This window comes from Mycobacterium sp. IDUB_17, from assembly GCF_055419465.1.
The window spans coordinates 1,409,616-1,432,887 of record NZ_JBVAXS010000001.1 but is presented as its reverse complement, the minus strand read 5'-3'; the positions used below and the strand labels follow the sequence as shown (position 1 = coordinate 1,432,887).

The following is a 23,272-nucleotide window of genomic DNA, read 5'->3' as shown; positions in this document are numbered from 1 at the left end:
AGGTCGCAGGGTGAAGGCAGTGCTGGGGCTGTCGGTGACTCCACACGGCATCGCCTGGGCACTCGTCGACGGCCGCTGCGCGGACGCGACCCTGCTCGATGACGACGCGTTCGATGTCGACTCCGCCGACCAGCTGACCGCCCGGGCTGCCGCCGCAGCCCGCAGTGCCCAGGCGATCGCCGCCTCCAGCGGTCAGGATGTGGCCGCGATCGGTGTCTCGGCCGTCGGCCCGGTCGCCGACGATCACGTGGTCCAACTCCTCGACCTGCTTGCCGCCGCGGGATTCCACGATGTGCGGCTCGTCCCCGATTCGTCCGACACCACCGACGCAGACGACCCCGGGACGGACACGCAGCTGCGGGCCGCGCGGTCCGCAGCACTGGCCGTCGCGACAAACGCGGTTGTCAGGGCGCCCAGGCCGGTCGCGGTCCGGCCTCCGGCGCCCCGCAGGTACGCCGCCGCGCGCGCCCTGGCCGCCACGGCAGCGGCGGTTGCCACGGGGCTGCTCACAGTGGGATCGCAGTACGTCGAACCGGTACCGGTCCCGGCCACCGACGATGCTGACATTTCTGCGGCCGCAGAACCGCAGCTCGTCACCGTGATCACTCCGCGCGAGGCAGCACGATCGGTGGCGCTGCCCGACGAGCAGCCCGTGGCTGAGCGGGCCGCCCGGACACCGATCACCGAACCGGCCGAACCGTTGGTGTCGACGCTGTCGGCGGAAATCGCCCCGCCCGCGGTGGCCGTCCAGCCTGTCGCTGCGGCGGAAAACGCTGCACCCCAAGCGATTCCGGTGGCGCATGGGGCGGTGCCGGTCGTCGCGCAGGTGCCGGTCGACCCGAGGCAGCTCCAGCAGCCGGTCCCGGTTGCCGTTCCAGTGAGCGCCGCTCCGGTGCAGCACATCCCGGCGACGGTCACCGGGCCGATCGTCGGGCCACCAGCGGTCGAGCCGCACCTTGCGACAGACCCGGCGCCCGGCCCCGCGTCAGTGCCACTGCCCGCACCGGCACCCGCACCCGCACCCGCACCCGCACCAGCGGACCTGTGGTTCCTCGGCGCGATGCCCTAGCGGGGAGCCGCCGCCCGAATCACGGCATGGTCGCCAGGTTGTTCCAGAAATGCCTGAGGCTGTCGGTGCCGCCGAACAACGTCGTGAAATTGGTGGAATCGACCAGCACGATGTCGCCGGCCCGGCCGGCCGCCGGCGGCATCCAGATCAGCGCGTTGAACTCGGAGTTGCCCGCCTCGGTGAACGGATGCGGCCGGTTGGGGTCGACCAGTTGGCGCCCCAGCACCCGCAGCGCAGCGCCTTCCGGCGCGGTCAGTTCGTAATGCGGCAGGTGCGGGTGAAAGTTGAAGGTGGTGACATCGGCAAGCAGTCCGGGGGAGTCCAGATCGCGAAGTGCCGTCAACGGCGCGATCTCGGTGGTGCCTTCCACGACTGCCGGGCGCAATCCCCAGACGTTGTGCACCGGGACGTCCAGCGCCGCCATCAGCGAGCGGGTGTACTGCCCGAAGCGCTGTTGCCGCGGCACCAGCGGATCGCCGTGATGCAGGTACTCCACCTGGCGCCGGGCGTAGTCGTCGGTGTCACCGACATCGTGATGCGGCGCCAGGAGCAGGCAGGTGCCCTCACGCTGCAGCCAGCGGCGGATCGCCGCGACCTCGGCCGGGTCGGCCTCTTGTTCGGACAGGATGTGGTCGAGGCCGAACACCATCAGGGTGTCGCAATCGTCGAGCACCCGCTCATCGATCGGAAGGCGGTATCCGGCCTGATCGATCCGCTGGAACACTGCCACCGGATGCCCGGTGACGTCACCGGCCAACTCCTGGAAAGCCAGCGTCGAACGGTGGAACAACTCCAGCGTGCCGGCGATGCCCTGCAGGAAGGCGGCGGCATCGTATTCCGGTGTCTCGTAAGCCGGCCACAGCACATTGCGGACCTCGGTCATCGTGGAGAACCGGTTCTCCATGGCCGCCGGATCGCGCTGGGCTTCCCACGGGTAGCTCCACGTCCAGTAGATGCTGATCCGGCGGCGTCCGTCGTGCCGGCGCGGAACATGCGTCTGGTTGTAGGTGCGGGCACCGGTCATGAGGCTGCCTCCCCACCCGCGGTGGCCAGAAACCGTAGCGCCGACATGCCCGGCAGGAAGAAGTAGGCGCCACCCCGGAGTGTGGTGAACGCCGGAATTCCCTTGTGCACCTTGCGTATCGGCCGCTTGGGGATGGTGAAGTCCAGGGTTCCGTCCTGGGTGCCGCAGATCGGGTCGTGCTCATTGCCCAGTTCGTGGAACGTCTTGTCGTTGATCCAGACGTTCTGCGCGAATTCGAACTGGCGCACCAGGTCGGCGCAGATGATGAACGCGGCGATGCCGCGATCCGCTCCGTCATCGGGTGCACCGTCGGGCAGGGCCGGACCGTACGTGGCGCCGCGCCGGATCATCCGGCGCCGGTTCATGTAGTGCGCGGTGTCCCGTGGGTTGAGCCGGCGCGCATGCGACCCCAGCGGGCAGGCATAGCCGAAGGGGTCCATCTCCCTGTAGTTGAAATCGTTGTTGCGCATGGGATCTGCGCCCAGCTCGGGATCATCGTGCTCGGGTGCCAGCACCAGGGGAGCGCCGCTGCGCCACCGGCCCATGAACTTCGCGGCCAGCAGCTCCTCGGCCTCCGGCGAATCCGACCGCTCGCGAAGGTAGTCCCGAAACAACCCGACGTGCTCCTCGAGCCGGCGGTAGGCCATGTAACTGCCGTTGCGTGAAAGCACTTCCGGTTCCGGCAGATTGGGGATAGATCCATCCTCATCGGGATAGCCGAGGATGAACTCACCGGGCTCCAGCGGGTCACCTGAACCCGGCGTCGGCTCCTCCCCGGTACCCTTCATGACCGGCTGGGACAACCGGTCACGGAACCCGAAGTGGTCGTGGGCATAGTTGAACGGCGGGGTTGCGTTCAGGTCCAGATAGGACAGGCTCCGCACCCCGGCGGTTCGGTCCAGGAGTTTGTCGTGCTCCTCGATGGAGCGGTGGAACTGCTCGTCGGTACGGGAGAACAGGATGGCGATCGCATGCAGATCCTCCCCGGCCAGACCGCCCAACCAGTGTTCGGGAGCCGCCTCGCCGGTATCGCCAAGGATCGTGGCACGCTGCGCCATGCCTTGCCGGAACGCATCCGGGAACGTGGCCAACGACTCCTCACCGACACCGAGTGCCCGCAGTCCGGTCCAGGTGAACGCCAGCGTCACCCACCGGTCGGATTCGTCCATGGTGGACATCGCGTCCGACGCAGACTGCACCTTGTCCAGCAGCTCGGTGAGCCAGGCCCGGCCGCCTTCCGGGGTGTCGAAGGTCAGGAACTCGTAGCGCCCGGTGATGGCCGGGGTACGGGTCAGCAGGATGTGCTGGATCTCGTCGAACTCGAGCACGGCCGGCTACTGCATCTGATCGAGCATGGTGGAGAAGGCGGCCTTGAGCCGCAGTGCTTTCTTGATCTCGTCGGCAGTCACGTACGGGTATTCGCCGTACTCCAGGAAGCTCGGGACCTGATGGGCCCGGACGAACTCGATGAATGCCTGGGGGTTCTCCTTCCAGTCCTCGGGGAACCCCTCCAGATTGGTGAACACGGTGGTGATGCCGGTGGCGCTGAACAATTGCACCGCGTCCTCGGTGTACTTGTCGAAGTCGGTGTCGAAGATGCCCTGATATTGGAAATGCAGTCCCGAGCCGACGTCGAAAAGTACCCAACGCAAATAATGCAGCCGCAGCGGCGCCAGCACGTCCGGGCTGGCTGCGATCGCCTCCTCGATCTGCTTGCCGTATGCGCGCACCACCTCTTCACGGCCTTCTTTTACCTTCGCGATGATGGAAAAGCCGTGGCAGGCAGGAGTTCTCGGGTAGGTGGGCCCGTAGCGGCCCTCCTCGAGTTCGAAGTACCCCTCCGGCGGGATGGCCATCGCAGCCGGTTTGGTCCAGTCAGGATTTGTGGCAGTCAATTTGGGACCCCCTATGCGATCTCAGATAACGCGGAACGCTAGCACTGCCGGGGGCCCGCCAACGGCGAATATGTTGACGGGTCATTAAATTTGACGGGGCATTTCTCAGAAAACCTGGATAACACGCGTACCGGGCGTATTGTCCGCTGTGTCGGGGCCGTTCGAGGGGTAGGCCACGACCGTCCCGAGTGACAGGGCGCCAGAGGTTGGGCAGCGGCCCGATCTGTTACGCGTCCTGGGCGCCGCGCCGGTCCACGGCAGCGCGAGCGAAGGTGCGAACCTGGTCCTTGGCGACCTTCCCGTTGCCGGTCAGCGGTAGCGCGTCGGTGAACAGCACCACCCGCGGTCGTTTGAAACCCGCGATCTCTGTCCGGACGTGGTCGACGAGCTCGTCGGCAGTAGGTCGGTGTCCCTGCACCAGGACGATGACCGCGCACACCGCCTCGCCCCAGTAGTCGTCGGGGACGGCGACCACGGCCACCTGGTCTACCGCGGGGTGGCCCGACAACACATCCTCGACTTCCCGTGACGACACGTTCTCGCCGCCGGTGACGATGATGTCCTTGAGCCGGTCGACCACGAACAGTCGGCCGTCGGCGTCGGTGCGGCCCATGTCGCCGGTGTGCAGCCAACCGTCTTCGGTAGTCACACCGTCGGGCCAGTATCCGGGGGTCACCTGCGCGCCGCGCACCACGATCTCGCCGACCTGTCCGGACGGCAGCAGTCCGCCGGTGGGGCCGGCGATCCCGATCTCGACGTCCCGGTGCGGATAGCCGGCGCTCGTGAGCAACTCGGGTCGCCCCGCGGCTCCGGCCCGATGGTCGTCGGGACCGAGAAACGTGATGTTCCCACCGGTTTCGGTCATCCCGTAGCCCTGGTGGAAGTCCACCCCGAGTATCTCGATGGCCCGGCGCAGCAGATCCAGCGGCATCGCGGCCGATCCGTAGGCGATCGCCCGGAGGCTCGGCAACTCGGTCCCGGTGCGGCTCAGATGGCCGAGCAGCGAGTGCAGCATCGTCGGCGCCAGCGAGCACGAGGTCACCCCGTGCATGCGGACGAGCTGTGCGAAACCCTCCGGGCGGAACTGTGCGCACAGCACGACGGTGGCGGCGACCGCATGCTGGACCAGCATGTTGTATCCGGCGATGTGACACATCGGGAACGGCAGCAGATACACCCCGCCGGGCTGCACGGAGCGGCCCTCGACCGACCCCCATACCGCTGTGAGGATCGAACGGTGGCTGTGCACAACAGCTTTCGGAATACCGGTGGATCCGCTGGTGAACAACAGCCAGGCCGGATCGTCGGGGTTCGTGACCTCAGGGCAGGGGAGATCGGCCGCGGGGGCGGTCCGCCACCGCTCGTCTTCGAACGCGATTGCCTGCTCGACGGGAGCGCCGGTGCCCGCCAGGGCCGACAGATAGCGCTCGTCGCCGAGCAACAGGGCGGGCGCGGCGGTGGCCAACTGCGCGGCTTGCTCGGCCGGGCTGAGACGCTGATTGATCAGCGTCAGTACGCGTCCACTGCGCGGTACGGCGTAATACAGCTGGGCGTAGGCCGCGCTGTTGTCGGCGACCACGGCGACCCGGTCGCCCGGGGCGGTCCGGGCGGCCACCCAGCCTGCGACACCACGGATCTGGCGATCGAACTCGGCGAATGTCGCGGTGGTGCCGTCGTCGGTCACCACGGCCCGGCGCTGAGGCGCACCGGCGGCCGCCGCCGAGATCAACTCATGCAGAAGGGTCATGCCGGGCCACCCGGGGGGAGTTCGAACCGGTCCAGATATCGCCGCACGAAATCCTGTGCCTGCCTGTGGCCGCGGCTGATGCCCAGGCCCTGCTCGAGCACCAGGATGCGCGCCAGGCTCGCCACGATCATCGACATCACCACGGGTGGGAACTCGTCGGTGTCGACGCCGTGGGCCCGCAGCGCCGAGGCCATCGCCGACTCCTCAAGGTCACGGAACCGGTCGGCGTAGCCGGCGATCTCGCTGCGGATGGCCTTGCGGTGGTTGGCCAGCGCCATGAACTCCATCCACAGCGCCGCACCCTGCGCGCTGTTGAGTTCCCACAGCGCGTGCAGCGGGGAGTCCTCGGCGAACGCCTCCTGCTGGGTGCTCAGGTTCGTCTCGGCGCCGGCCTGCAACACCGCCACGAACAGGTCGTCCATGCTGGGGAAGTAGTAGTGCACGAGTGCGGGCTTGACCCCGGCCTTCGCGGCCACCCGCCGCGACGTCGCCGCGGCGTATCCCTCTTCGAGCATGACCTGGGCGGTGGCCCGGATCAGCGCTCGTCGGGTGGTCGAATCGCGTCCGGAAGGGGCCTTTTGCGTACTCATCGCACCCTTGACCATGCGCGGCGACGACTGCTAGACATGGCCTGAGTGTAATTATTGGGCGATCGCCCAATCTCGGCAGTGCGGTGGCACCTGCCCCGGCAACGAAGGTGGGCAATGACAGGACGGGTCGACGGCAAGGTTGCACTGATCACCGGGGCGGCACGCGGGCAGGGGCGCAGCCATGCCGTGCGGCTGGCAGCCGAGGGCGCCGACATCATCGCCGTGGACATCTGCGCGACCTTCGACCGGTCACCGGCATCGGGCGCCACGGCCGAGGACCTCGCCGAGACCGCCGATCTGGTCAAGAACCTGGGCCGACGCATCGTCACCGCCGAGGTCGACGTGCGCGATTTCAGCGCACTCAAGACAGCGGTCGACAGCGGCGTCGAGCAGCTGGGCCGGCTCGACATCATCGCGGCCAACGCGGGCATCGGCACCACCGGGGTGAAGCTGGACCGGATGGACGAGGACCTCTGGCAGGAGATGATCGACGTCAACCTGAGCGGGGTGTGGAAGACGGTGAAAGCCGGTGTGCCCCACATGCTCGCGGGTGGGCGCGGCGGTTCGATCATCCTGACCAGTTCGGTGGCCGGGTCGAAGGCCTACCCGTTCACGGGGCACTATGTCGCGGCCAAGCACGGCGTGGTCGGCCTGATGCGCAGCTTCGCGGTCGAGCTGGGCCCGCATTCGATCCGGGTGAACTCCGTGCATCCGACCCACGTCAACAGCCCGATGCTGATGAACGAGAAGACCTACCGCATGTTCCGGCCGGATCTGGAGAATCCCGGACCCGACGATCTGGCGCCGATCTGCCAGACCTTCCACATGCTGCCGATCCCGTGGGTCACGCCCGAGGACATCAGCAATGCGGTGCTGTTCCTGGCGTCGGACGAAGCCCGGTACATCACCGGGGTCACCCTGCCCGTCGATGCCGGCAGCTGCCTGAAATGACCGTCTATTACGACCCGTACGACGTCGGCATCGTCGCCGACCCGTATCCGGTGTACGCCCGCCTGCGCGACGAGGCGCCGATCTATCACAACGAGCGCTACGACTTCTGGGCGTTGTCGCGGCACGCCGATGTCGAAAAGGCGTTGTCGGACTGGGAAACCTTTTCCAACAGCCGAAGTGACATCCTCGAACTGGTCAAGTCCGATTTCGACATGCCCCCGGGCGTGATGATGTTCGAAGACCCGCCCATGCACACCCTGTTGCGCGGGCTGATGTCGCGGGTGTTCACGCCGCGGCGGATGGCCGAGATCGAGGATCAGATCCGGCAGTTCTGCGTGCGCTGTCTGGACCCGCTGGTCGGCTCGAGCGGATTCGACATCATCGCCGAACTGGCCTCGATGATGCCGATGCGGGTGATCGGAATGCTGCTCGGTATACCGGAATCCGAGCAGATCGAGGTTCGGGATGCCAACGACGCCAATCTGCGCACCAGGCCCGGCGCGCCGATGAAGGTCGTCCAGGCCGACCGTATCGCCGACGGCCGGATCTACGCCGACTACGTCGAGTGGCGGGCCAACAACCCCTCCGACGACCTGATGACGGCGCTGCTCAACGTCGAGTTCACCGACCAGTTCGGTGTCACCCGCAAGCTTGAGCGCAAAGAGGTCCTGCACTACACCCAGGTGGTGGCCGGGGCGGGCAACGAGACCACCGGCCGGCTCATCGGCTGGCTGGCGAAAGTGCTCGCCGAACACCCCGACCAGCGTCGCGAGGTGACCCAGGACCGCTCACTGCTGACCCGAGCGGTCGACGAGACACTCCGCTTCGAACCAACCGGACCGCACGTGGCACGTTGGTTGGCAAGGGATTTCGAGTACGACGGCACCACGGTGCCGGCCGGGAGCGCGATGCTGCTGTTGTTCGGGGCCGCAAACCGCGACCCGCGTCGCTACCGCAACCCCGATACCTTCGACATCCACCGTGACAACATCAGTCACCTGACCTTCGGCAAGGGGTTGCACTACTGCCTGGGTGCCAACCTGGCCCGGCTGGAAGGTCGCGTCGCGCTCGACGAGCTGCTCAACCGCTTCCCCGAGTGGGAGATCGACTACGACAGTGCGCAACTCGCTCCGACCTCCACGGTGCGCGGCTGGGAGCAACTGCGCCTTGTGGTGAACTGAGCACGTGAACATCTGGATCGGACGGGCCCGGCGCAGCGTCAGCGGTGAGGTGCCCGCACCACCCGAGCAGGTGCGGGCCCTCTACGTCGACCTGGACAACATCTCGCAGGTGCACCCGCTCGTGCAGTGGGTGCGCAGCACGTCCCGGGTGGACCTGGCCGACGGGTATCAGCAGGACTATCAGATCCGCGATCGAATCCCATTGGGGCCGTTTGCACTTCCGATCACCTACCGGACACGGCTCATCGTTCCCACCGCAGGCGCGGTGACCGCGCAGGCTCGGCAGTTCCCGCAGGTGCAACTGGACAGCCAAGTGGACTTCGCGGCAACAGAGACCGGAACCCGGATCACCGAGGAGCTGACCATTGCCGCGCCCAGGCCGTTGTTGGCGATCACCGTGGAGCAGGCGGTGGACGCCCACGCCACGATGCTCGCGGCGATCGGGAAACTGTTCGCGGTCTGAGCGGTTCGCGAAAGGGACTACTCGGACTACGAGGTGGCGACCGCCTCGGCGTGCTCGGTGGCCACCGACTTCGCCCAGCGGTAGTCGGCCTTGCCGGCGGGGGAGCGCACGATCTGGGGTGACCGGACGAAGGCCTTCGGGATCTTGTAGCGCGCGATCGCACGCTCACACACCGCCACGAGTTCCTCATCGGTGGCCGAGGCGCCTTCGGCGAACTGGACGACCGCCACGACCTCGTTGCCCCAACGCTCCGAGGGGCGGCCGACCACGACCACGTCGTAGACGGCGGGGTGCGCGGCGATGGCCCGCTCGACCTCCTCGACGAAGATCTTCTCGCCGCCGGAGTTGATGGTGACAGAATCGCGGCCCAGCAGCTGAATCCGTCCGTCTTCCAAGACGTTTGCCCGGTCACCCGGAACCGACCAGCGCACTCCGTCGATGGTGGGGAAGGTGCGTGCGGTCTTGGCCTCGTCGCCCAGGTAGCCCAGCGGGATCAGGTCGCGCCGCGCCAGCCAGCCGCCGCCTTCGCCGGGGCCGAGCACTCGGGACATATCCTCGGCGACCACCGCGGTATCGGACTGGGCGTTGAAGGTGGCCGCCTCGGACTCGGTGCCCGCGGTCGACGCGGTGCTCATCTGTGCGCCGGACTCCGAGGCGCCCACCGCGTCGATCAGCATGAGATGTGGCAGTGCGGCCAGGATTCGCTCGCGCACGGTCGGCGAGAGCGGCGCGCCACCGTTGCTGATCGTGAACAGACCGGACAGGTCGTAGTCGCCCTTCTCGATCTCGTCGATCAGCGGCCGGGCGATCGCGTCGCCGACGACGGGGATACTGAGCACCCGTTCGCGCGCAGCGAGTGTCAGCACGTTGTCGGGGCGCATGCGGACCACATCGTCGGGGATGACGAGCTTTCCGCCCATGGTGATGGCGTTGTAGGCGGCCCACTGGGCGGCGCCGTGCATGAACGGCGGGATCATCAGCAGCGACAAGCCGCCACCCGCGGTGCGGGCACGCTCGGCGAGTTCCTCGTACGACGCGATGAAGGTGTCGCTGCCGAACGGCCGGCCACCCATAGAGGACAGGAAGATGTCGTGCTGGCGCCACAGCACGCCCTTGGGCATGCCCGTGGTGCCGCCGGTGTAGAGGACGTAGAGATCATCGCCCGACGGGGTCGGCATTCCCGCCTGTGGCGCAGGAGTTTTCAGGACCGTCTCGTAATCGACGGCGCCCGGCAGCAGTTCGTTGCCCGATTCGTCGGCGACCTGGATGAGCACCCGCAGATTCGGCAGCTGGTCGCGGATCGCGGCCACCCTGGGCGCGAACTCGGCGTTGTAGATGACTGCCCGGGCGTTCGAATCCTTCAGCAGGTAGAGGAGTTCTTCCTCCACGTAGCGGTAGCTGACGTTGAACGGTGCCACCCGGGCGCGGTAGCTGCCGATCATCGACTCGAGGTACTCGTTGCCGTTGCGCAGGTAGATGCCGAGGTGGTCCTGACCTGATTCGTGCCCGGCCAACCCATCCCGCTCGGTGTGCGTGCCGAGGCCGGCCGACACCAGATAGTGGGCGAAGCCGTCGACGCGCGCGTCGAACTCGGCGTAGCTCAAGCGGCGGTCCCGCCACACCAGGAAGGTCTGATCGGGCACGGCTTTGGCCACCGTGGAGAACACTGTGGACAGGTCGAACTTGACGTCGCTCATGGCACTCCTGGTCACGGATTCGGGCCCCACGACCATACATGCACCACCCGGCTGTATGGCCGGGGGGATGTGACGCGCGCCTCAGCTCGCGAAGGTACCCGTCAGACCGGGAAGAACCCGTCTCCGGTCAGCACACCGGGCTGCCACCCTTGCGGTCCGAGGCACAGCATCGGCCGGCCGTCAGGCGACTGAGCGGCCTCCTGCGGCCCCGGGCACGGCGACCCGATCTCCTGCACGCCGTTCAACGGGTAGGCGTAGGTCCAGAAGCCGGTGTAGACCGGTGGCCACTGGTTGGGAATCCACTTGCACTGCATGGCGGTGCCGCCCGGGCCGCGGCCGAACACGTTGCGCTCCCAGCTGTAGCAGGGAGCACCGTTGGAAGCCTCGTAGCTCATCCCCGGGACATCGGTGGGGTAGCGGCCTGGATTGTCGGGATACATGTTGCTGCCGTCGTCGGCCATGGCGCCCGGCGCTGCCGAGATCGCTGTTGCCAGTGCCGCCGCGGCGACCGCCGTCGTGGCGAAGAGTTCGCGAATCATGTTCCACCCTCAGCATTGCCGACCGCCAGTCGCATCAGGCTGGCCAGTTCGTTGACTTTGGGCCAGAAGCCTAGCCGGTCGCCAAGGCGATCAGTCGACATTTGGGGTCGTTGTTACTCACCGGTATCGGTGTCGAGCACGCTGACCGCGATGCCGTAGGGCAAGAACCGCACCCGGCGGGTGGGATCGGTGTTGCCGGCGTTGGCCCGCAGGGCGTCGAGCTCACATGCGTACACCTGCTCGATGTGGGCACCGCCGGCGTCGTCGACGGTGTAGATCGCCCACACCCCGTCACCCTTCTCGCCGGTGGTCTCCGGTTGTGTCCTCGGCCGCGAGAACCGGGACACCTCATCCAGCAGTCCTGCCCAGCCGCCGCCCTGACCGGGGTTGCCCAAGAATTTGCCCAACCCGTCGAGGGCATCGCGTAACCCTTCGCCCGCCTCGCGGGCGACGCGGTCGAAGTCCTCGGGGTCGAACCCGAACGGTCCACTGCCACTCATTGCGTTCTCCTCGGTGGTTGTGGGTAATCCCACGTGTCCAACACCAGTGTGCGCGCACGCGCGGCCGGGCGGGATGGTAAACGATCCATATGGTCTTCACACGGGACGAGCTATTGACCACTGTCGAGTTGTCACCGCAGGCAGCGGGTGCGCACGACCGGCAGGGATGGGTGGGGCTGTTCGCTGCGGGCGGACAGGTCGAGGACCCGGTGGGTTCACGGCCACACCGCGGGCCCGCGCAGATCGAGCGGTTCTACGACACCTTCATCGCCCCGCGCGGCATCACCTTCCACCGAGACGTCGATATCGTCAGCGGGTCGACGGTCATCCGCGACCTCGAGCTCGAGGTCGTCATGAGCCCGTCGGTCACCATGCGGATCCCCGCTTACCTGCGCTACGCGGTGGTTCCCGCGTCGGCCGGGCCGCGTATCGCCGAGCTGCAGGCCTACTGGGAGCTGCCCGCGATGATCGGGCAATTCGCCCGGGCAGGACTCGGCGCGGTGCCGGTCGGGCTGCGCCTGAGCGTGGCGTTGCTGCGTAACCAGGGGCCGTCGGGCACGCTCGGGTTCGCCAAGGGGATGGGCGGCGCCGGCCGGGCGGGTAAGCGCGTGATCGCCGGATTGCTCGACGACCTGTGTGCCGGGGACGCGGTGGCCGTACAACGGCGGCTGGGTGCCGACACCGTCATCTGTGCCGGCGACGACGGACCGTTGAGTGCGTCCGGTCTGGTGGAACTCACCTCCGGCGCGTCCTGGCGCAAACTGATCGCGTCCGGGTCGAGTCTGGTGGCCGGGCTGGACCGCGACGGCCGCCGGGCCATCCTGATCGCCGATCTGGATAGCGGGCCGCGCGCGGTCGCCAGGTTGCGGTACTTCGCTGACGCGACGTGAACGCGGCATGAACACGCACACGGGCCCGGCTGCACCGTCCCCACATCCCGGCGTGAGACCGTAGAAGGATCATGGCTGATCACGCTTACATCACCTACGAGGAATTCGGTCGGCGGTTCTTCGAGGTGGCCGTATCCGAGGACCGGGTCGGCGACGCCATCGGGGCGATCGCCGGCGACGCGTTCGAACTGGGCCCGATCGGCCAGGGACCAGGCAAGATCGCCAAGGTCACCGCGCGGGTCAAGATCCAGAAGCCCCGGGTGAGTCGCATCGTGGGCGAAACCATCACGTTCTCCATCCGGATCCCGCTGGAGATCGACATGGTGATCGACCTGCGCATCGACCGCCCCAAGTTCATGGTGTTCGGCGAGATCGCCTTGCGCGCCTCGGCGTTGGCCGCCGAGCCGCTGCTGCTGATCCTCGACGTCAAGAAGCCGCGGCCGTCCGACATCTCGATCCATGTCACCTCCAAGTCGTTGCGTGCCGAGGTGCTGCGCATCCTGGCGGGAGTCGACGCGGAGATCAAACGGTTCATCGCCGCGCACGTGGCAGGTGAGATCGACAGCCCGGAATCCGAGCAGGCCAAGGTGATTGACGTCGCGAAGGAACTCGACTCGGCCTGGGGCGGGATCTGACACCTCGGCGGGCCGTCTGCGTGACGGCCCGTAGGATTCAAGCCATGCAGCGCAACGTGATCCGGTCCAGTCGAGTGCTCGCGAGTGTCGGGGCATCGCTGGTGACTGGGGTCGCAGCTGTGATGATCGCCGCGCCGGCCCACGCCGATCCGGTTGATCAGACTTTCGTCGATGCGCTGAGTCAGGCGGGCGTGGGCGCGGTGGATCCGGCTCAGGCCGTCACGCTCGGGCAGTCGGTGTGCCCGATGCTTGCCGAGCCGGGTCAGAACGCCGCCGATGTGGCGGCCAAGGTCGCCGATACCGGCGGGATGTCACTGGGGCCGGCCACGATGTTCACCGGGATCGCGATCTCGACGTTCTGCCCCGCGATGGTGGCCAAGGCCGGTGAGGGCAATCTGACTGGCGGCCCGGCCGATCTCGCCTGGTCGATCCTCGGCTTCGGTTAGGCACTCAGGTACATCAGGGCGGGCCGCCGCGGCAAGCGGCCGGTGCCGCCGGACTGCCCGCGAAAGTGACGCCACAGCCACGGCATGAGCATGTTCTGCGTCCACAGCACCTGTGAGTACGCCCGGGACCGGAACGACTGAGTCTGGTCGGGGCTGGTTGCCAGCGCCCAATCATGGTTACTGCCAGGCAATCCGAGCGCCTCGGCAGCTGCGGCGGCGAACAGGCGGTGTCCCTTCGCCGACCCGTGTACCCGGTCGGGGCTCCAGGTTTCCGGCTCGCGCATCGAGGGTGCCGAGTACAGATCCACAAGGTGGAAGCCGTACCGATCGGCGGCCTCGTTGATCGCGTCGTTGATCTGGACCACCCGCTTTCCGAGCAGTCGGCCGACGGGCAGGATCTGGGTGATGTCCGGGAACGTGGTCGTGACGACGGTGGCCCCGGATTCCGCGAGCGTGCGGTAGACGCGCTCGAGATCGCCCAACGCCCGAGTGAACGTGCGCCCGGGCCGGGTCACATCGTTCATCCCGATGCAGACGGTGACCAGGTCGGGCCCCATGGACATCGCGGTGGGCAGCTGCGTGTGGAGTACATCGCCGATCCGGTGGCCGCGAATGGCGAGATTGGCATAACCCAACCCCGGGTAGAGCCCGTCGAGGCGCACCGCGAGCCGATCGGCGAAACCCATCAGGCCGACGGTGTCGTCGCCATCCCACAGTCCTTCGGTCTGGCTGTCGCCGAGGGCGACATACCGGGTGAAACGTCGCACTCTGGGGACTCTAGCGCGCACCAGATCGGGCCTTGCACCCAGACACGTCGGAGGGGCGCCCGAAAAGGGCGCCCCTCCTTGATGTTTCGCAATGTTTGGGCTTACTTCACATCTACGTAAACTGTCCTGTTGAGCACGGTGGTCTGCAGATCGCCGCCCGGGCTGCTGGAATCCGTCCTGCTGAAGGTCTGTCCCGGCCGCACTGCGACCACGGTGGCCTTGTCCAACGGGGTGGAACCGACGTGGTTGACGATCACCTTGTAGCCCTGCGACTGCAATTGACTGATGGTCTGCTGGGCATTGCCCGGGCCGGTGGGTGCGGCTTGGGCGGGCGCGGCCAGGCCGATCACCGCCGCGGCTGCTGCGCCGACCAGTGCTGTAGCAAATCCGAGTCTCATCATCTTTGGTGCCTTCTTTCTTGTTCTGTTATGCCGCATGCGGCGCGCCGTTAGCGCATGTCGGTTGGCGCCGTAGCAAGTTCTCTTAGGTGTTACCTAAGAGTTAACCGGCAGTTCACAAATAAAATTCCGGCTGTACGAAAGTGTTTGACGAGGGGTGCGTCACATTCGGGAATTGGGGGATGGGTGCCAGGCGGGGTTCGTGATGCCGACGCCGAAGTGACTGGAATTACGCACATCTGGCAAAGTGGTCTGCATCACCGATGTTGCCGGAATGGCGTCACCGCGTAGCGTGCAACCCGTGGCCAAGCTGAGTGCCGGGGTGCTGCTGTACCGCTTCACCGGAACCGATGTCGAGGTGCTGATCGCCCACCCCGGCGGGCCGTTCTGGGCCCGCAAGGATGCCGGGGCGTGGTCGGTGCCCAAGGGGGAGTACGACGACGGCGAAGATCCCTGGGCGGCGGCCCAACGTGAATTCACCGAGGAGCTCGGTGCCCCGCCACCCGCAGGCCCGCGCATCGATCTCGAACCGGTACGCCAGGCGGGCGGCAAGGTGGTCACCGCCTTCGCGGTGCACGGGGACTTCGACACCACCACGGCCGTCAGCAACACGTTCACGGTGGAGTTGCCCAAAGGGTCGGGGCGGTTCGTCGAGTTCCCCGAAATCGACCGTGTCGCTTGGGTTTCGGTGGCGACAGCGCGCGCCAAGCTGCTGAATGGGCAGCGTCCCCTGTTGGACCGGTTGATGGCCGCGCCCGAGCTGGCCGGCTACGGAGAGGGTCACCCGGAAGCCGGGTGACGACTCAGAGATCGAGCGTCAGCCGGTCCCCGGCCTCGGCCCGTGACACGCAGGTCAGCAGGTAGCCCGCTTCGCGCTCGGGGTCGGTCAACAACGTATCGCGATGCTGCACAGTCCCGTCGGTCACCCGGATCCGGCACGTTCCGCAGAAACCTTGTTGGCATGAGTACGGGGCATTCACCCCGGCCCGGCCCAACGCGGCGAGCAGGGTCTCGTCGGCTCCGACGGTCACCGAGGTGCCGGTGGAGGCGATGGTCACCGAGAACTCGGCACCGTCGACAACCGGTGGCGCCGCGAATCTTTCGAAATGCAGCTCCACGTCGTCCCGGCCCGTGAGTGCGGCCCGGATTCCGGTCAGCATCGGGGCCGGACCGCAGGCATACACCGTGGTGCCGTCGGGGCAGTCACCGAGAAGATCCTCGGCACTGGGCAGGCCGTCGACATCGTCGGTGCGGATCTCGATGCGGTCGCCGAACCGGGCGAGCTCGTCCAGGAACGGCAGGCTGTCGCGACTGCGCCCGGCGTAGACCATCGACCAGTCGATACCCAACCGCGCCGCCAACCCGAGCATCGGGAGGATCGGGGTGATGCCGATTCCGCCTGCGATGAAGCGGAACCGCTGGGTGGGCGACCCGTAGCCGGGCACCGTTAGGGCGAATGCATTGCGTGGGCCGTGGGTGCTGACCCGGCTGCCGATCTGCAGGCTGTCGTGCACCTCGACGGAGCCACCGCCGCCATCGGGGATGCGCCGCACCGCAATTCGATAACTGTCGGTAACCGTCGGATCGCCGCACAGCGAGTACTGCCGCACCCGACCGCTGGCCAGGTGCAGGTCGATATGCGAACCCGGAAACCACTGCGGCAGCTTCTCGCCGTCAGCGGCGGCCAGGGTCAGCGCGATGACGTCCTGATCGTGGGCCACCACCTGCCGGCCCGTCACCGTCAGCGCGATCGTGCGATCCAGCTCCGGTGGCGGCGGACTGGTGCGCCGAACGAGCCGGCCCACCGTCCAGATGGTGGCGATGGCGGCACCGGCGGCGCCGAGCATCGGATCGTGGCGAAAACGGCCCGACATGCTCGGTGGCAGCCGGCGGTATCGGGATATCAGTGACAGCGTCGGCATGGCTGAGCCCGTCACAGGTGCGCGGCCCGCGCCGCAGGCGAACTCGCCAGATACGCGACAGCCTGGGCCGTCGAACCCATCTCCTCGGGGGAGAAACCGGGCCGGCAGTAGGCCAGGGTGTTCGAGCCGAACATCCGGGAGAACTTCGGCAGCAGCCCGAGCTTGGAATCACGCATACGCATCTTGTTCATCCGCCACCAGCCGATGTCGAGGGTCGGGTCGCTCTTGACCATCGCCCAGCAGCCGCGCTGGAAGAACAGGTAGACCGCCGTCGCGGCGATCGACATCGCCCGCACCCGGCTGAAATAGCTGTCCTGGAAGTACACCGCGACGTCGTGGGCGACACTGCGGTGTTCGACCTCCTCGGCGCCGTGCCAGCGGAACAGGTCGGTCATCGTCGGGTCGGTGTCGTAGTCCTCCCAGGCGCAGTTCAGCACGAAGTCCCCCAGCACCGCGGTGTAGTGCTCGATCGCGGCGATGAGCCACAGCCGGTCGCACAGATGGGCCAGCCTGCGGCGCGGATCGGGGGAGTCCGACGGCGCCAGCGTCTTGGTGAACACGTGCTCCACCAAGGACAGCACCGGCTGGTAATCCACACCGTGGCTGGTGAGGAACTGGTCGAGCACCTGATCGTGCGTCTCGGCGTGGGTGGCCTCCTGGCCGATGAAGCCACGCATGTCGTCGGCGAGCTTGGGATCGCGCACATACGGCAGCGCTTCGTTGAACGTCGCGACGAACCAGTGCTCGGCCACCGGCAGCACCACGTTGAACAGATTCACCATCGACGAGGCCACGGGATGGCCTGGGATCCAGTGCAACGGGATGTCGTCGAGATCGAAGTGCACCTTCCTGGCCTGGATCTGTACCGGGCCGGGGTCGATCTCATGGTCGAACCGCAACGGACGCAACATCGAGAGCCTCCCTGGGATGAGTGGACTCTCAGCAGTGTACGGATTTAGGTGGGAACGGCGGTACCGGGTTGCCTCTTTCGGGGCGGGCCCGGTTCAGATCAGGCCGGCGGCGGGGTGCCCGCGCCCGGCGCCCCGGCGATCGGGACCACCGGCGTCGGCGTCACCGTGGTCACACCGTTACTGCCGACCCTCGGGCCGCCCGGGACAGCCGAATCGGCACCCTGCTGGGCCGCGGCCTCGCTGCAATCGAGCATCAGGATCATCTTGCCGCTGGAGTTGATCTTCTGGGAATCGACCAGGCACTCGGACTGCGGCAGGGCGCTGCCGAAGGAACCGCCGAAGGTGGCCCTGACGCCCTGGCTCTTCAGGATCGCCAGCGCCTTCATATAGGGCTCGCCGACGACGTTGACCGAGGAGGCGGTCGGCTGTGAGGTGGCGGTGCCTGCGGCCAGCAGGGCGATCGAACCGGCGGCGAGCAGACCGCCGCTGAGCGCAACAAGCTTCTTCACGTGAACTCCGTCAGTCGGGTGCGTTTGCGAACATATCGCAGCTGTGACGAATGTGAAACCGGAGCAGACGCCCCGCGCGTTACATCCGGTCCCGGGTCGGGTGGGCGGTGATCGCCGACATCACGTCGCACAACGCCGCCGCTCGCGGATCCACGAACACATCCTCGAGCAGAATTCGCCTGCCGTCGGGACCCGCCAGCGGGATCCGCCAGTTCGGGTATTCGTCGGTGGTGCCGGGCTGATTCTGGGTGCGCACCTCACCGACCGCGTCGGCCAGCGACAGAGCCAGCAATTTCGAGGGAGTGCGCCCCAGATAGCGGTACAGCGCCGATACGACCTGATCGGTGTCCGGATGGAGTCCGAGCAGCCCGACCCGGCGCAGCTCGTCGAGCCAGGCTGCCTGCGCGGTGCGATCCGCGGCCAGTTCCTGATCGGCCGGCCGGGTCAGCAGGCCCAGTTGTTCCCGCAACCGCACGTGCTCGCCGGCCAGATATCCGGGCGTCGGAGGGAGATCGTGGGTGGTCACCGACGACAGGCAGTACTCGCGCCAGTGTTCGGCGGGTAACGGTCCTCCGGACCAGTCGGACTCGAACCACAGGATCGAGGTGCCGAACAGGCCCCGCTCGCGCAGGTAGTCACGCACCCACGGCTCGACGGTGCCCAGGTCCTCGCCGACCACGAGGGCGCCGGCCCGGTGCGCCTCGAGCGCGATGATGCCGATCATCGCATCGTGGTCGTAGCGCACATAGGTGCCTTCGGTCGGTGCGGCCCCCTTCGGGATCCACCACAACCGGAACATGCCGATGATGTGGTCGATGCGTACCCCGCCGGCGTGCCGGAGCGCCATGTTGACCACCGCCCGGAACGGCTCGTACGCCTCCTCGGCGAGGCGGTCCGGCCGCCACGGCGGCTGTGACCAGTCCTGCCCGAGCTGGTTGAACTCATCCGGCGGTGCGCCCGCCGTGACCCCGAGCGCCAGCACGTCCTGAAGGGCCCAGGCGTCGGCACCGTCGGGATCGACGCCGACGGCGAGGTCGCTCATGATGCCGAGTTCCATCCCGGCCTGCACCGCGGTCGCCTGGGCCGCGGTGAGCTGATCATCGAGCACCCACTGCAGCCAGCGATGGAAGTCGACGGCCTGAGGGTTGGCCGCGGCGAATGCGGCGACTTCAGGGTTCGCCGGATGCTGCAACGCGTGGGGCCAGCCGTGCCAGTCGGCACCGTACCGTTCGGCCAGCGCGCACCAGATCGCGAAATCTTCGAGGCTGCGGCCCTGCCGGGCCCGGTAGGCGGCGTACGCCACCTCTCGGCCCGCCGAGCGTTCGACCCGGTACACCTGCTCCAGCGCGGTGCGTTTGGCCTGCCAGGCCGCATCACGGTCGATGGTCGGGTGGCGGTCGGAACGTTTGTTGAGTGCGGTGCGCAGCGCCCGGATACGGCCGCGGTGCGGAACCGCGGCGAACTCCGGGATGGCTTCCGCCCGCAGGTAGAGCGGACTGCCGAAGCGACGGGAGGTGGGCAGATACGGCGAGGGCTCCATCGGCGTGGTGGGGGCGGCCGCATGCAGCGGATTGACCAGGATGAACCCCGCGCCGTGCTCGGCCGCCGACCACACCGCCAGATCGGTCAGGTCCGTGATATCGCCTGTGCCCCAGGAGCTTTGAGATCGAACGCTGTAGAGCTGCACGGCCAGGCCCCAGGCTCGCCGTTGGCCCAGCCGGGCGGGCAGTTCCATCGTGGCGGGGGAGATCACCACAGGGGTTTCGCTATCGAACTCACCGACCCGCAACCGCAGCCGGTGATAGCCCAGCGGCAGGTCCGCCGGCAGCTCGAACGTGGCCTCACCGACCAACCGGTCCCCGAGGTCGTACGGGGGCCGGTTGTTCTCCAGTTGTCGCAGGCCGCTGCGTTCGGTGCCGTCCTCGAGGCACAGCGTGAGCTCGACCGGGTCCCCGTGGGTGACATGCACCCAGAAACTCGACGGCTCCCTCGCCCGGCCCAGCACGATGGGCGGCAGAGGGCGTTGCCAGTACTGGCGGTCATGCGCGGTCAGTGCGTCGGCGCGTTCCCGCTCGGTGCCGGCCGGCACGCCGAGCGCTTCGAGCACGGCGACCAGTGTCGACTCCGCGACAGCGGTGCGCCGGCCGGTCCAGTCGTCGAACTCCGCGGCCACGCCGTAGCGGCGAGCCAACTCCAGCAGGGCCGGGGACGGTTCGTTCATGACGCCAATCTTGCTGCCCAGAACGCGATCATGTCAGTCGACATCGCGGGACAGTAGGTCCTCCCAGGTGTCCCGGCGCACCACCAGCCGGGCTATTCCGTTGTGCGCGAACACAACCGGAACCCGCCGGGCGCCGTTGTACTGATTCGACATGGTGTAGCAGTAGGCCCCGGTGACCGGCACCGCCAGCAGATCGCCGACCTTCGGTTCACGCAGCGCCACGGCGTCGATGAGCTGATCGCCGGACTCGCAGTGCCTGCCGACGACGCTGACCGTCTCACCGCCGCCGACGCGGTCGGCGATGGTGGCCTCGAACCGCTGCCCGGTCAGCGACACCTCCAGGTTGTCGCCCATGCCGCCGTCCACCGCCACGTGGGTGATCACCCCGCGTTTGACGGTGGTGACGCGGTACAGCGTGCAGGCGCTGGTCGCCACCATGCTGCGACCGGGTTCGACGATGATCCGGCTGTCGCGCGGCAACAGCTCACGGGCCTGGGCCACCATCGCCTCGGCATAGTCGTCCAGGCTCGGCGGGTGCTCGTCGTAGGTGTAGCGCACCCCGAGCCCGCCGCCGAGGTCGTAGACCTCGAACGTGCCCAGCGCGGCGATCGGTTTCACCGCCGCGGCCAACTGCTCGACATTGAGCAGTTGCGATCCCACGTGGGTGTGCACACCGTCCAGGCGTAGCCGCGGGCTGGCCTCGATCCGCGCGATGGCCGCCCGGGCGTCCGCGGGCATCAGGCCGAACTTGGACCCGGCATGGCCGGTGGCCTGCGAGGCGTGTGTGGCGGCCTCGACGCCCGGAATCACCCGGACCAGACAGGGTTGTCGGTGGCCGGAGGGCACAATCCGCTCCAGCCGGTCGATGTCGTCGAAGTTGTCGACCACCACCAGGCCCACACCGTGCCCGACGGCCAGGGTGAGCTCCTCATCGGTCTTGGCGTTGCCGTGCAGCACCAGCCGGCCCGGCTCGGCGCCGGCCTTGAGTGCCGACAGGATCTCGCCCCCGCCGGCGACATCGAGGTGTAGCCCTTCGGACGCCATCACCCGCTGGACCGCGGTGCACGGGAAGGACTTCGACGCGAACGCGACATCGCTGCGCGGCCAGCGACTGCGGAACGCCGAGAGGTAGTCGGCGGCCCGCTGCCGCAAGGCGCCCTCGTCCACCACGATCGCCGGGGTACCGAATTGCTCGGCGATGGCGTCCAGCCGGCAGCCGCCGACCACCAGGGTGCCGTCGGCGTCCTGCCGGGTTCCGGGCGGGAAGAGGCCGATCAGATCGCTGGTGGTCTCGCTGTGGATCGTCACCGGTTCAGCGTGCCACTGGCGAGATGCCCACGAGCGTTGATAGCCTGTCTGTAACGATCCGTACAGAGGCAGGTTCAGGTGACAACTGCAGCCACGAGGCGACAACGGCAGGGCGCGGATTCTCGCGAACAGATCCTCGACGCCACCGAGCGACTGATGGCCACCCGCGGCTACGCCGCCACCTCGATCAGCGACATCCGCAAGGCCTGCGGCCTGCCGGCCAGCTCCATCTACTGGCATTTCGGGTCCAAGGACGGCGTCCTCGCCGCCGTGATGGAACGCGGAGCCGACCGCTTCTTCGCGGCCATCCCGAGCGGCGGGAGCATCGACGAGCAGTTGGCGATCCTGGCGGACCAGCAGTCACAGCGCCCCGAGTTCCTCCGGATCCTGTACCTGCTGTCGCTGGAACGCAGCGATGACCCGACGGTGACCGCCGTGGTGCGCCGCGTGCGGGACACTGCCATCTCGCGTTTCTCGGCCGCCGTGCGCGGCCAGCTGCCCGCGGATGTGCCACCACGACGTGCGGAGCGGGTGGTGGCCGAACTCGCGGCATTCGCCGTCGCGCAGTCCGACGGCGTGTTCTTCGCCGGACACCTCGAGCCCGACAGCACCGACGTGGCGCGTATGTACCAGCGGCTGTGGCAAGCCGTCACCGCCCTGATCCCGATACTCCTGGAGGAAACGTGACCGGCAGGACCGCGATCATCACCGGCGCGAACACCGGGTTGGGATTCGAATGCGCTCGTGCACTCCTGGAATCCGATCCGGGGTGGCACGTGGTGCTGGCGGTGCGCGACGCCCAACGCGGCGCCGACGCCGCGGCCCGGCTCGACTGTCCGGGACGCACCACGGTCGCTGAACTCGACCTGGCATCGCTACGGTCGGTGCGCGACTTCGCCGTCAGATTGCCGCAACTGGAGGTTCCGCCGTTGGCCGCGCTGGTGTGCAACGCCGGGCTGCAGGTGGTCTCGGGTTCGCCGGCGACGGCGGACGGCTATGAGATGACGTTCGGCGTCAACCATCTCGGTCATTTCGCCCTGGTGCAGCATGTGCTCGGCGCCCTGACGGCCCCCGCGCGAATCGTGGTGGTCAGCAGCGGCACCCACGATCCGGACAAGTTCACGGGTATGCCTGCGCCGCAATATAATTCAGCTGAAGAACTACTGCGTCCGCCGGTGGGCGGCCTGACGGGCGAAGAGGGCCGGCGTCGCTACACCACCTCCAAACTCTGCAACATGCTCTTCAGCTACGAGTTGGACCGGCGGCTGGGGCACGGTGCCCGCGGAGTCACGGTCAACGCATTCGATCCGGGCCTGATGCCGGGGTCGGGGCTGGCCAGGGACTACAGGGGCGTACAGCGGCTGGCCTGGCGCCTGTTCATGCCGGCACTGCGGATCCTGCCCAACGTGAACAGCACCAGGCGTTCTGGAGCCCATCTCGCCGCGCTCGTCGAGGATCCCGCCCTCGACGGCGTCACAGGGGAGTACTTCGAGGGAACTCGCCGGATCCGCTCCTCGCGCGATTCGTACGACTCGGCGAAGGCTGCAGATCTGTGGCAGGTCAGCGAACGGTTGGTGTCGGCGGTCGGCTAGCTCGCCCGGGCCGCAGT

25 protein-coding genes are annotated in these 23,272 nt (G+C 67.6%); 10 read left to right on the top strand and 15 right to left on the bottom strand.

The window, feature by feature from the left end; genetic code table 11:
• Window positions 1-10 precede the first annotated feature (10 nt).
• Window positions 11-1,069 (top strand): hypothetical protein, encoded by a 1,059-nt coding sequence (locus tag ACZYZ7_RS06870; RefSeq protein WP_450071709.1) that lies wholly within the window; start codon window positions 11-13, stop codon window positions 1,067-1,069.
• Window positions 1,070-1,088: 19 nt separating this feature from the next.
• On the opposite strand, the gene ACZYZ7_RS06865 is transcribed toward ACZYZ7_RS06870, so the two are convergent.
• From ACZYZ7_RS06865 to ACZYZ7_RS06845, 5 genes are all read right to left on the bottom strand, one after another.
• Window positions 1,089-2,093: a hypothetical protein gene (locus ACZYZ7_RS06865; protein WP_450071708.1), complete on the bottom strand. Its 1,005-nt coding sequence runs from the start codon at window positions 2,091-2,093 to the stop codon at window positions 1,089-1,091.
• The gene (locus ACZYZ7_RS06860; RefSeq protein WP_450071707.1) at window positions 2,090-3,421 is read right to left on the bottom strand and encodes a Dyp-type peroxidase; all 1,332 of its coding nucleotides are present in this window, start codon (window positions 3,419-3,421) and stop codon (window positions 2,090-2,092) included. The genes ACZYZ7_RS06865 and ACZYZ7_RS06860 overlap by 4 nt, the downstream gene beginning before the upstream one ends.
• A 6-nt stretch (window positions 3,422-3,427) precedes the next feature.
• Window positions 3,428-3,949, bottom strand: a complete 522-nt coding sequence (locus tag ACZYZ7_RS06855; RefSeq protein WP_135460087.1) for a hypothetical protein — start codon at window positions 3,947-3,949, stop codon at window positions 3,428-3,430.
• Between the two features lie 265 nt (window positions 3,950-4,214).
• Window positions 4,215-5,735: an AMP-binding protein gene (locus ACZYZ7_RS06850; RefSeq protein ID WP_450071706.1), complete on the bottom strand. Its 1,521-nt coding sequence runs from the start codon at window positions 5,733-5,735 to the stop codon at window positions 4,215-4,217.
• The gene (locus ACZYZ7_RS06845) at window positions 5,732-6,325 is read right to left on the bottom strand and encodes a TetR/AcrR family transcriptional regulator (protein ID WP_135455196.1); all 594 of its coding nucleotides are present in this window, start codon (window positions 6,323-6,325) and stop codon (window positions 5,732-5,734) included. Before ACZYZ7_RS06845 ends, ACZYZ7_RS06850 begins: the two co-directional genes overlap by 4 nt.
• A 114-nt stretch (window positions 6,326-6,439) precedes the next feature.
• Between ACZYZ7_RS06845 and ACZYZ7_RS06840 the strand changes: the two genes are divergently transcribed.
• Genes ACZYZ7_RS06840 through ACZYZ7_RS06830 form a run of 3 tightly spaced genes read left to right on the top strand, consistent with a single transcriptional unit; the run spans window position 6,440 to window position 8,920 of the window.
• A complete protein-coding gene (locus tag ACZYZ7_RS06840; protein WP_463740518.1) occupies window positions 6,440-7,276 on the top strand; it encodes a mycofactocin-coupled SDR family oxidoreductase in 837 nt (278 codons plus the stop codon).
• Window positions 7,273-8,457 carry a cytochrome P450 gene (locus ACZYZ7_RS06835; protein WP_450071704.1) on the top strand — a complete coding sequence of 395 codons (1,185 nt, stop codon included), beginning with the start codon at window positions 7,273-7,275 and terminating at the stop codon, window positions 8,455-8,457. Before ACZYZ7_RS06840 ends, ACZYZ7_RS06835 begins: the two co-directional genes overlap by 4 nt.
• 4 nt (window positions 8,458-8,461) lie before the next feature.
• Entirely contained in the window at window positions 8,462-8,920 is a 459-nt protein-coding gene (locus ACZYZ7_RS06830) for an SRPBCC family protein (RefSeq protein WP_450071703.1), read from the top strand.
• 26 nt (window positions 8,921-8,946) lie between these two features.
• Here ACZYZ7_RS06830 and ACZYZ7_RS06825 read toward each other — a convergent pair whose 3' ends face one another.
• From ACZYZ7_RS06825 to ACZYZ7_RS06815, 3 genes are all read right to left on the bottom strand, one after another.
• Window positions 8,947-10,617 (bottom strand): acyl-CoA synthetase, encoded by a 1,671-nt coding sequence (locus ACZYZ7_RS06825; protein ID WP_450071702.1) that lies wholly within the window; start codon window positions 10,615-10,617, stop codon window positions 8,947-8,949.
• Between the two features lie 101 nt (window positions 10,618-10,718).
• On the bottom strand, window positions 10,719-11,156 hold the full coding sequence (locus ACZYZ7_RS06820) for a hypothetical protein (protein WP_450071701.1): 438 nt from the start codon (window positions 11,154-11,156) through the stop codon (window positions 10,719-10,721).
• 113 nt (window positions 11,157-11,269) lie between these two features.
• Entirely contained in the window at window positions 11,270-11,656 is a 387-nt protein-coding gene (locus ACZYZ7_RS06815) for a hypothetical protein (RefSeq protein ID WP_135455184.1), read from the bottom strand.
• An 89-nt stretch (window positions 11,657-11,745) separates the two neighbouring features.
• On the opposite strand from ACZYZ7_RS06815, the gene ACZYZ7_RS06810 reads away from it, so the two are divergent.
• From ACZYZ7_RS06810 to ACZYZ7_RS06800, 3 genes are all read left to right on the top strand, one after another.
• Window positions 11,746-12,546: a ketosteroid isomerase family protein gene (locus ACZYZ7_RS06810; RefSeq protein WP_450071700.1), complete on the top strand. Its 801-nt coding sequence runs from the start codon at window positions 11,746-11,748 to the stop codon at window positions 12,544-12,546.
• A 71-nt stretch (window positions 12,547-12,617) separates the two neighbouring features.
• Window positions 12,618-13,181, top strand: coding sequence for a hypothetical protein (locus ACZYZ7_RS06805; RefSeq protein WP_135455180.1), 564 nt, complete (start codon window positions 12,618-12,620; stop codon window positions 13,179-13,181).
• Window positions 13,182-13,225: 44 nt separating this feature from the next.
• Window positions 13,226-13,627: a DUF732 domain-containing protein gene (locus ACZYZ7_RS06800; RefSeq protein ID WP_450071699.1), complete on the top strand. Its 402-nt coding sequence runs from the start codon at window positions 13,226-13,228 to the stop codon at window positions 13,625-13,627.
• On the opposite strand, the gene ACZYZ7_RS06795 is transcribed toward ACZYZ7_RS06800, so the two are convergent.
• Together ACZYZ7_RS06795 and ACZYZ7_RS06790 are read right to left on the bottom strand one after the other, a co-directional pair.
• The gene (locus ACZYZ7_RS06795) at window positions 13,624-14,394 is read right to left on the bottom strand and encodes an SGNH/GDSL hydrolase family protein (protein WP_450071698.1); all 771 of its coding nucleotides are present in this window, start codon (window positions 14,392-14,394) and stop codon (window positions 13,624-13,626) included. The genes ACZYZ7_RS06800 and ACZYZ7_RS06795 overlap by 4 nt on opposite strands.
• 101 nt (window positions 14,395-14,495) lie before the next feature.
• Window positions 14,496-14,795 carry a hypothetical protein gene (locus ACZYZ7_RS06790; protein WP_450071697.1) on the bottom strand — a complete coding sequence of 100 codons (300 nt, stop codon included), beginning with the start codon at window positions 14,793-14,795 and terminating at the stop codon, window positions 14,496-14,498.
• 298 nt (window positions 14,796-15,093) lie between these two features.
• On the opposite strand from ACZYZ7_RS06790, the gene ACZYZ7_RS06785 reads away from it, so the two are divergent.
• Complete coding sequence (locus ACZYZ7_RS06785) at window positions 15,094-15,591, top strand: NUDIX hydrolase (protein ID WP_450071696.1); 498 nt, start codon at window positions 15,094-15,096, stop codon at window positions 15,589-15,591.
• 4 nt (window positions 15,592-15,595) lie between these two features.
• Here the strand turns inward: ACZYZ7_RS06785 and ACZYZ7_RS06780 are convergent, their stop codons facing one another.
• From ACZYZ7_RS06780 to lysA, 5 genes are all read right to left on the bottom strand, one after another.
• Complete coding sequence (locus ACZYZ7_RS06780; protein ID WP_450071695.1) at window positions 15,596-16,714, bottom strand: PDR/VanB family oxidoreductase; 1,119 nt, start codon at window positions 16,712-16,714, stop codon at window positions 15,596-15,598.
• An 11-nt stretch (window positions 16,715-16,725) separates the two neighbouring features.
• Window positions 16,726-17,625 carry a metal-dependent hydrolase gene (locus ACZYZ7_RS06775; RefSeq protein ID WP_135455171.1) on the bottom strand — a complete coding sequence of 300 codons (900 nt, stop codon included), beginning with the start codon at window positions 17,623-17,625 and terminating at the stop codon, window positions 16,726-16,728.
• A gap of 98 nt (window positions 17,626-17,723) precedes the next feature.
• Window positions 17,724-18,134: a hypothetical protein gene (locus tag ACZYZ7_RS06770; protein WP_135455168.1), complete on the bottom strand. Its 411-nt coding sequence runs from the start codon at window positions 18,132-18,134 to the stop codon at window positions 17,724-17,726.
• 79 nt (window positions 18,135-18,213) lie between these two features.
• The gene (gene malQ, locus ACZYZ7_RS06765) at window positions 18,214-20,355 is read right to left on the bottom strand and encodes a 4-alpha-glucanotransferase (protein ID WP_450071694.1); all 2,142 of its coding nucleotides are present in this window, start codon (window positions 20,353-20,355) and stop codon (window positions 18,214-18,216) included.
• Window positions 20,356-20,388: 33 nt separating this feature from the next.
• A complete protein-coding gene (gene lysA, locus ACZYZ7_RS06760; protein WP_450071693.1) occupies window positions 20,389-21,663 on the bottom strand; it encodes a diaminopimelate decarboxylase in 1,275 nt (424 codons plus the stop codon).
• 78 nt (window positions 21,664-21,741) lie between these two features.
• On the opposite strand from lysA, the gene ACZYZ7_RS06755 reads away from it, so the two are divergent.
• Window positions 21,742-22,350, top strand: coding sequence for a TetR/AcrR family transcriptional regulator (locus tag ACZYZ7_RS06755; protein ID WP_450071692.1), 609 nt, complete (start codon window positions 21,742-21,744; stop codon window positions 22,348-22,350).
• Complete coding sequence (locus ACZYZ7_RS06750) at window positions 22,347-23,255, top strand: SDR family NAD(P)-dependent oxidoreductase (RefSeq protein WP_450071691.1); 909 nt, start codon at window positions 22,347-22,349, stop codon at window positions 23,253-23,255. Before ACZYZ7_RS06755 ends, ACZYZ7_RS06750 begins: the two co-directional genes overlap by 4 nt.
• Window positions 23,256-23,272: the final 17 nt, after the last annotated feature.

What these genes read in the sequence shown, in the direction of transcription:
- ACZYZ7_RS06780 (WP_450071695.1), bottom strand. Translation starts at nt 16,714, where the DNA reads ATGCCGACGCTGTCACTGATATCCCGATACCGCCGGCTGCCACCGAGC.
- ACZYZ7_RS06825 (WP_450071702.1), bottom strand. Translation starts at nt 10,617, where the DNA reads ATGAGCGACGTCAAGTTCGACCTGTCCACAGTGTTCTCCACGGTGGCC.
- ACZYZ7_RS06775 (WP_135455171.1), bottom strand. Translation starts at nt 17,625, where the DNA reads ATGTTGCGTCCGTTGCGGTTCGACCATGAGATCGACCCCGGCCCGGTA.
- ACZYZ7_RS06810 (WP_450071700.1), top strand. Translation starts at nt 11,746, where the DNA reads ATGGTCTTCACACGGGACGAGCTATTGACCACTGTCGAGTTGTCACCG.
- ACZYZ7_RS06800 (WP_450071699.1), top strand. Translation starts at nt 13,226, where the DNA reads ATGCAGCGCAACGTGATCCGGTCCAGTCGAGTGCTCGCGAGTGTCGGG.
- ACZYZ7_RS06840 (WP_463740518.1), top strand. Translation starts at nt 6,440, where the DNA reads ATGACAGGACGGGTCGACGGCAAGGTTGCACTGATCACCGGGGCGGCA.
- ACZYZ7_RS06845 (WP_135455196.1), bottom strand. Translation starts at nt 6,325, where the DNA reads ATGAGTACGCAAAAGGCCCCTTCCGGACGCGATTCGACCACCCGACGA.
- ACZYZ7_RS06820 (WP_450071701.1), bottom strand. Translation starts at nt 11,156, where the DNA reads ATGATTCGCGAACTCTTCGCCACGACGGCGGTCGCCGCGGCGGCACTG.
- ACZYZ7_RS06835 (WP_450071704.1), top strand. Translation starts at nt 7,273, where the DNA reads ATGACCGTCTATTACGACCCGTACGACGTCGGCATCGTCGCCGACCCG.
- ACZYZ7_RS06855 (WP_135460087.1), bottom strand. Translation starts at nt 3,949, where the DNA reads ATGGCCATCCCGCCGGAGGGGTACTTCGAACTCGAGGAGGGCCGCTAC.
- ACZYZ7_RS06790 (WP_450071697.1), bottom strand. Translation starts at nt 14,795, where the DNA reads ATGATGAGACTCGGATTTGCTACAGCACTGGTCGGCGCAGCAGCCGCG.
- ACZYZ7_RS06850 (WP_450071706.1), bottom strand. Translation starts at nt 5,735, where the DNA reads ATGACCCTTCTGCATGAGTTGATCTCGGCGGCGGCCGCCGGTGCGCCT.
- ACZYZ7_RS06865 (WP_450071708.1), bottom strand. Translation starts at nt 2,093, where the DNA reads ATGACCGGTGCCCGCACCTACAACCAGACGCATGTTCCGCGCCGGCAC.
- ACZYZ7_RS06815 (WP_135455184.1), bottom strand. Translation starts at nt 11,656, where the DNA reads ATGAGTGGCAGTGGACCGTTCGGGTTCGACCCCGAGGACTTCGACCGC.
- malQ (WP_450071694.1), bottom strand. Translation starts at nt 20,355, where the DNA reads ATGAACGAACCGTCCCCGGCCCTGCTGGAGTTGGCTCGCCGCTACGGC.
- ACZYZ7_RS06805 (WP_135455180.1), top strand. Translation starts at nt 12,618, where the DNA reads ATGGCTGATCACGCTTACATCACCTACGAGGAATTCGGTCGGCGGTTC.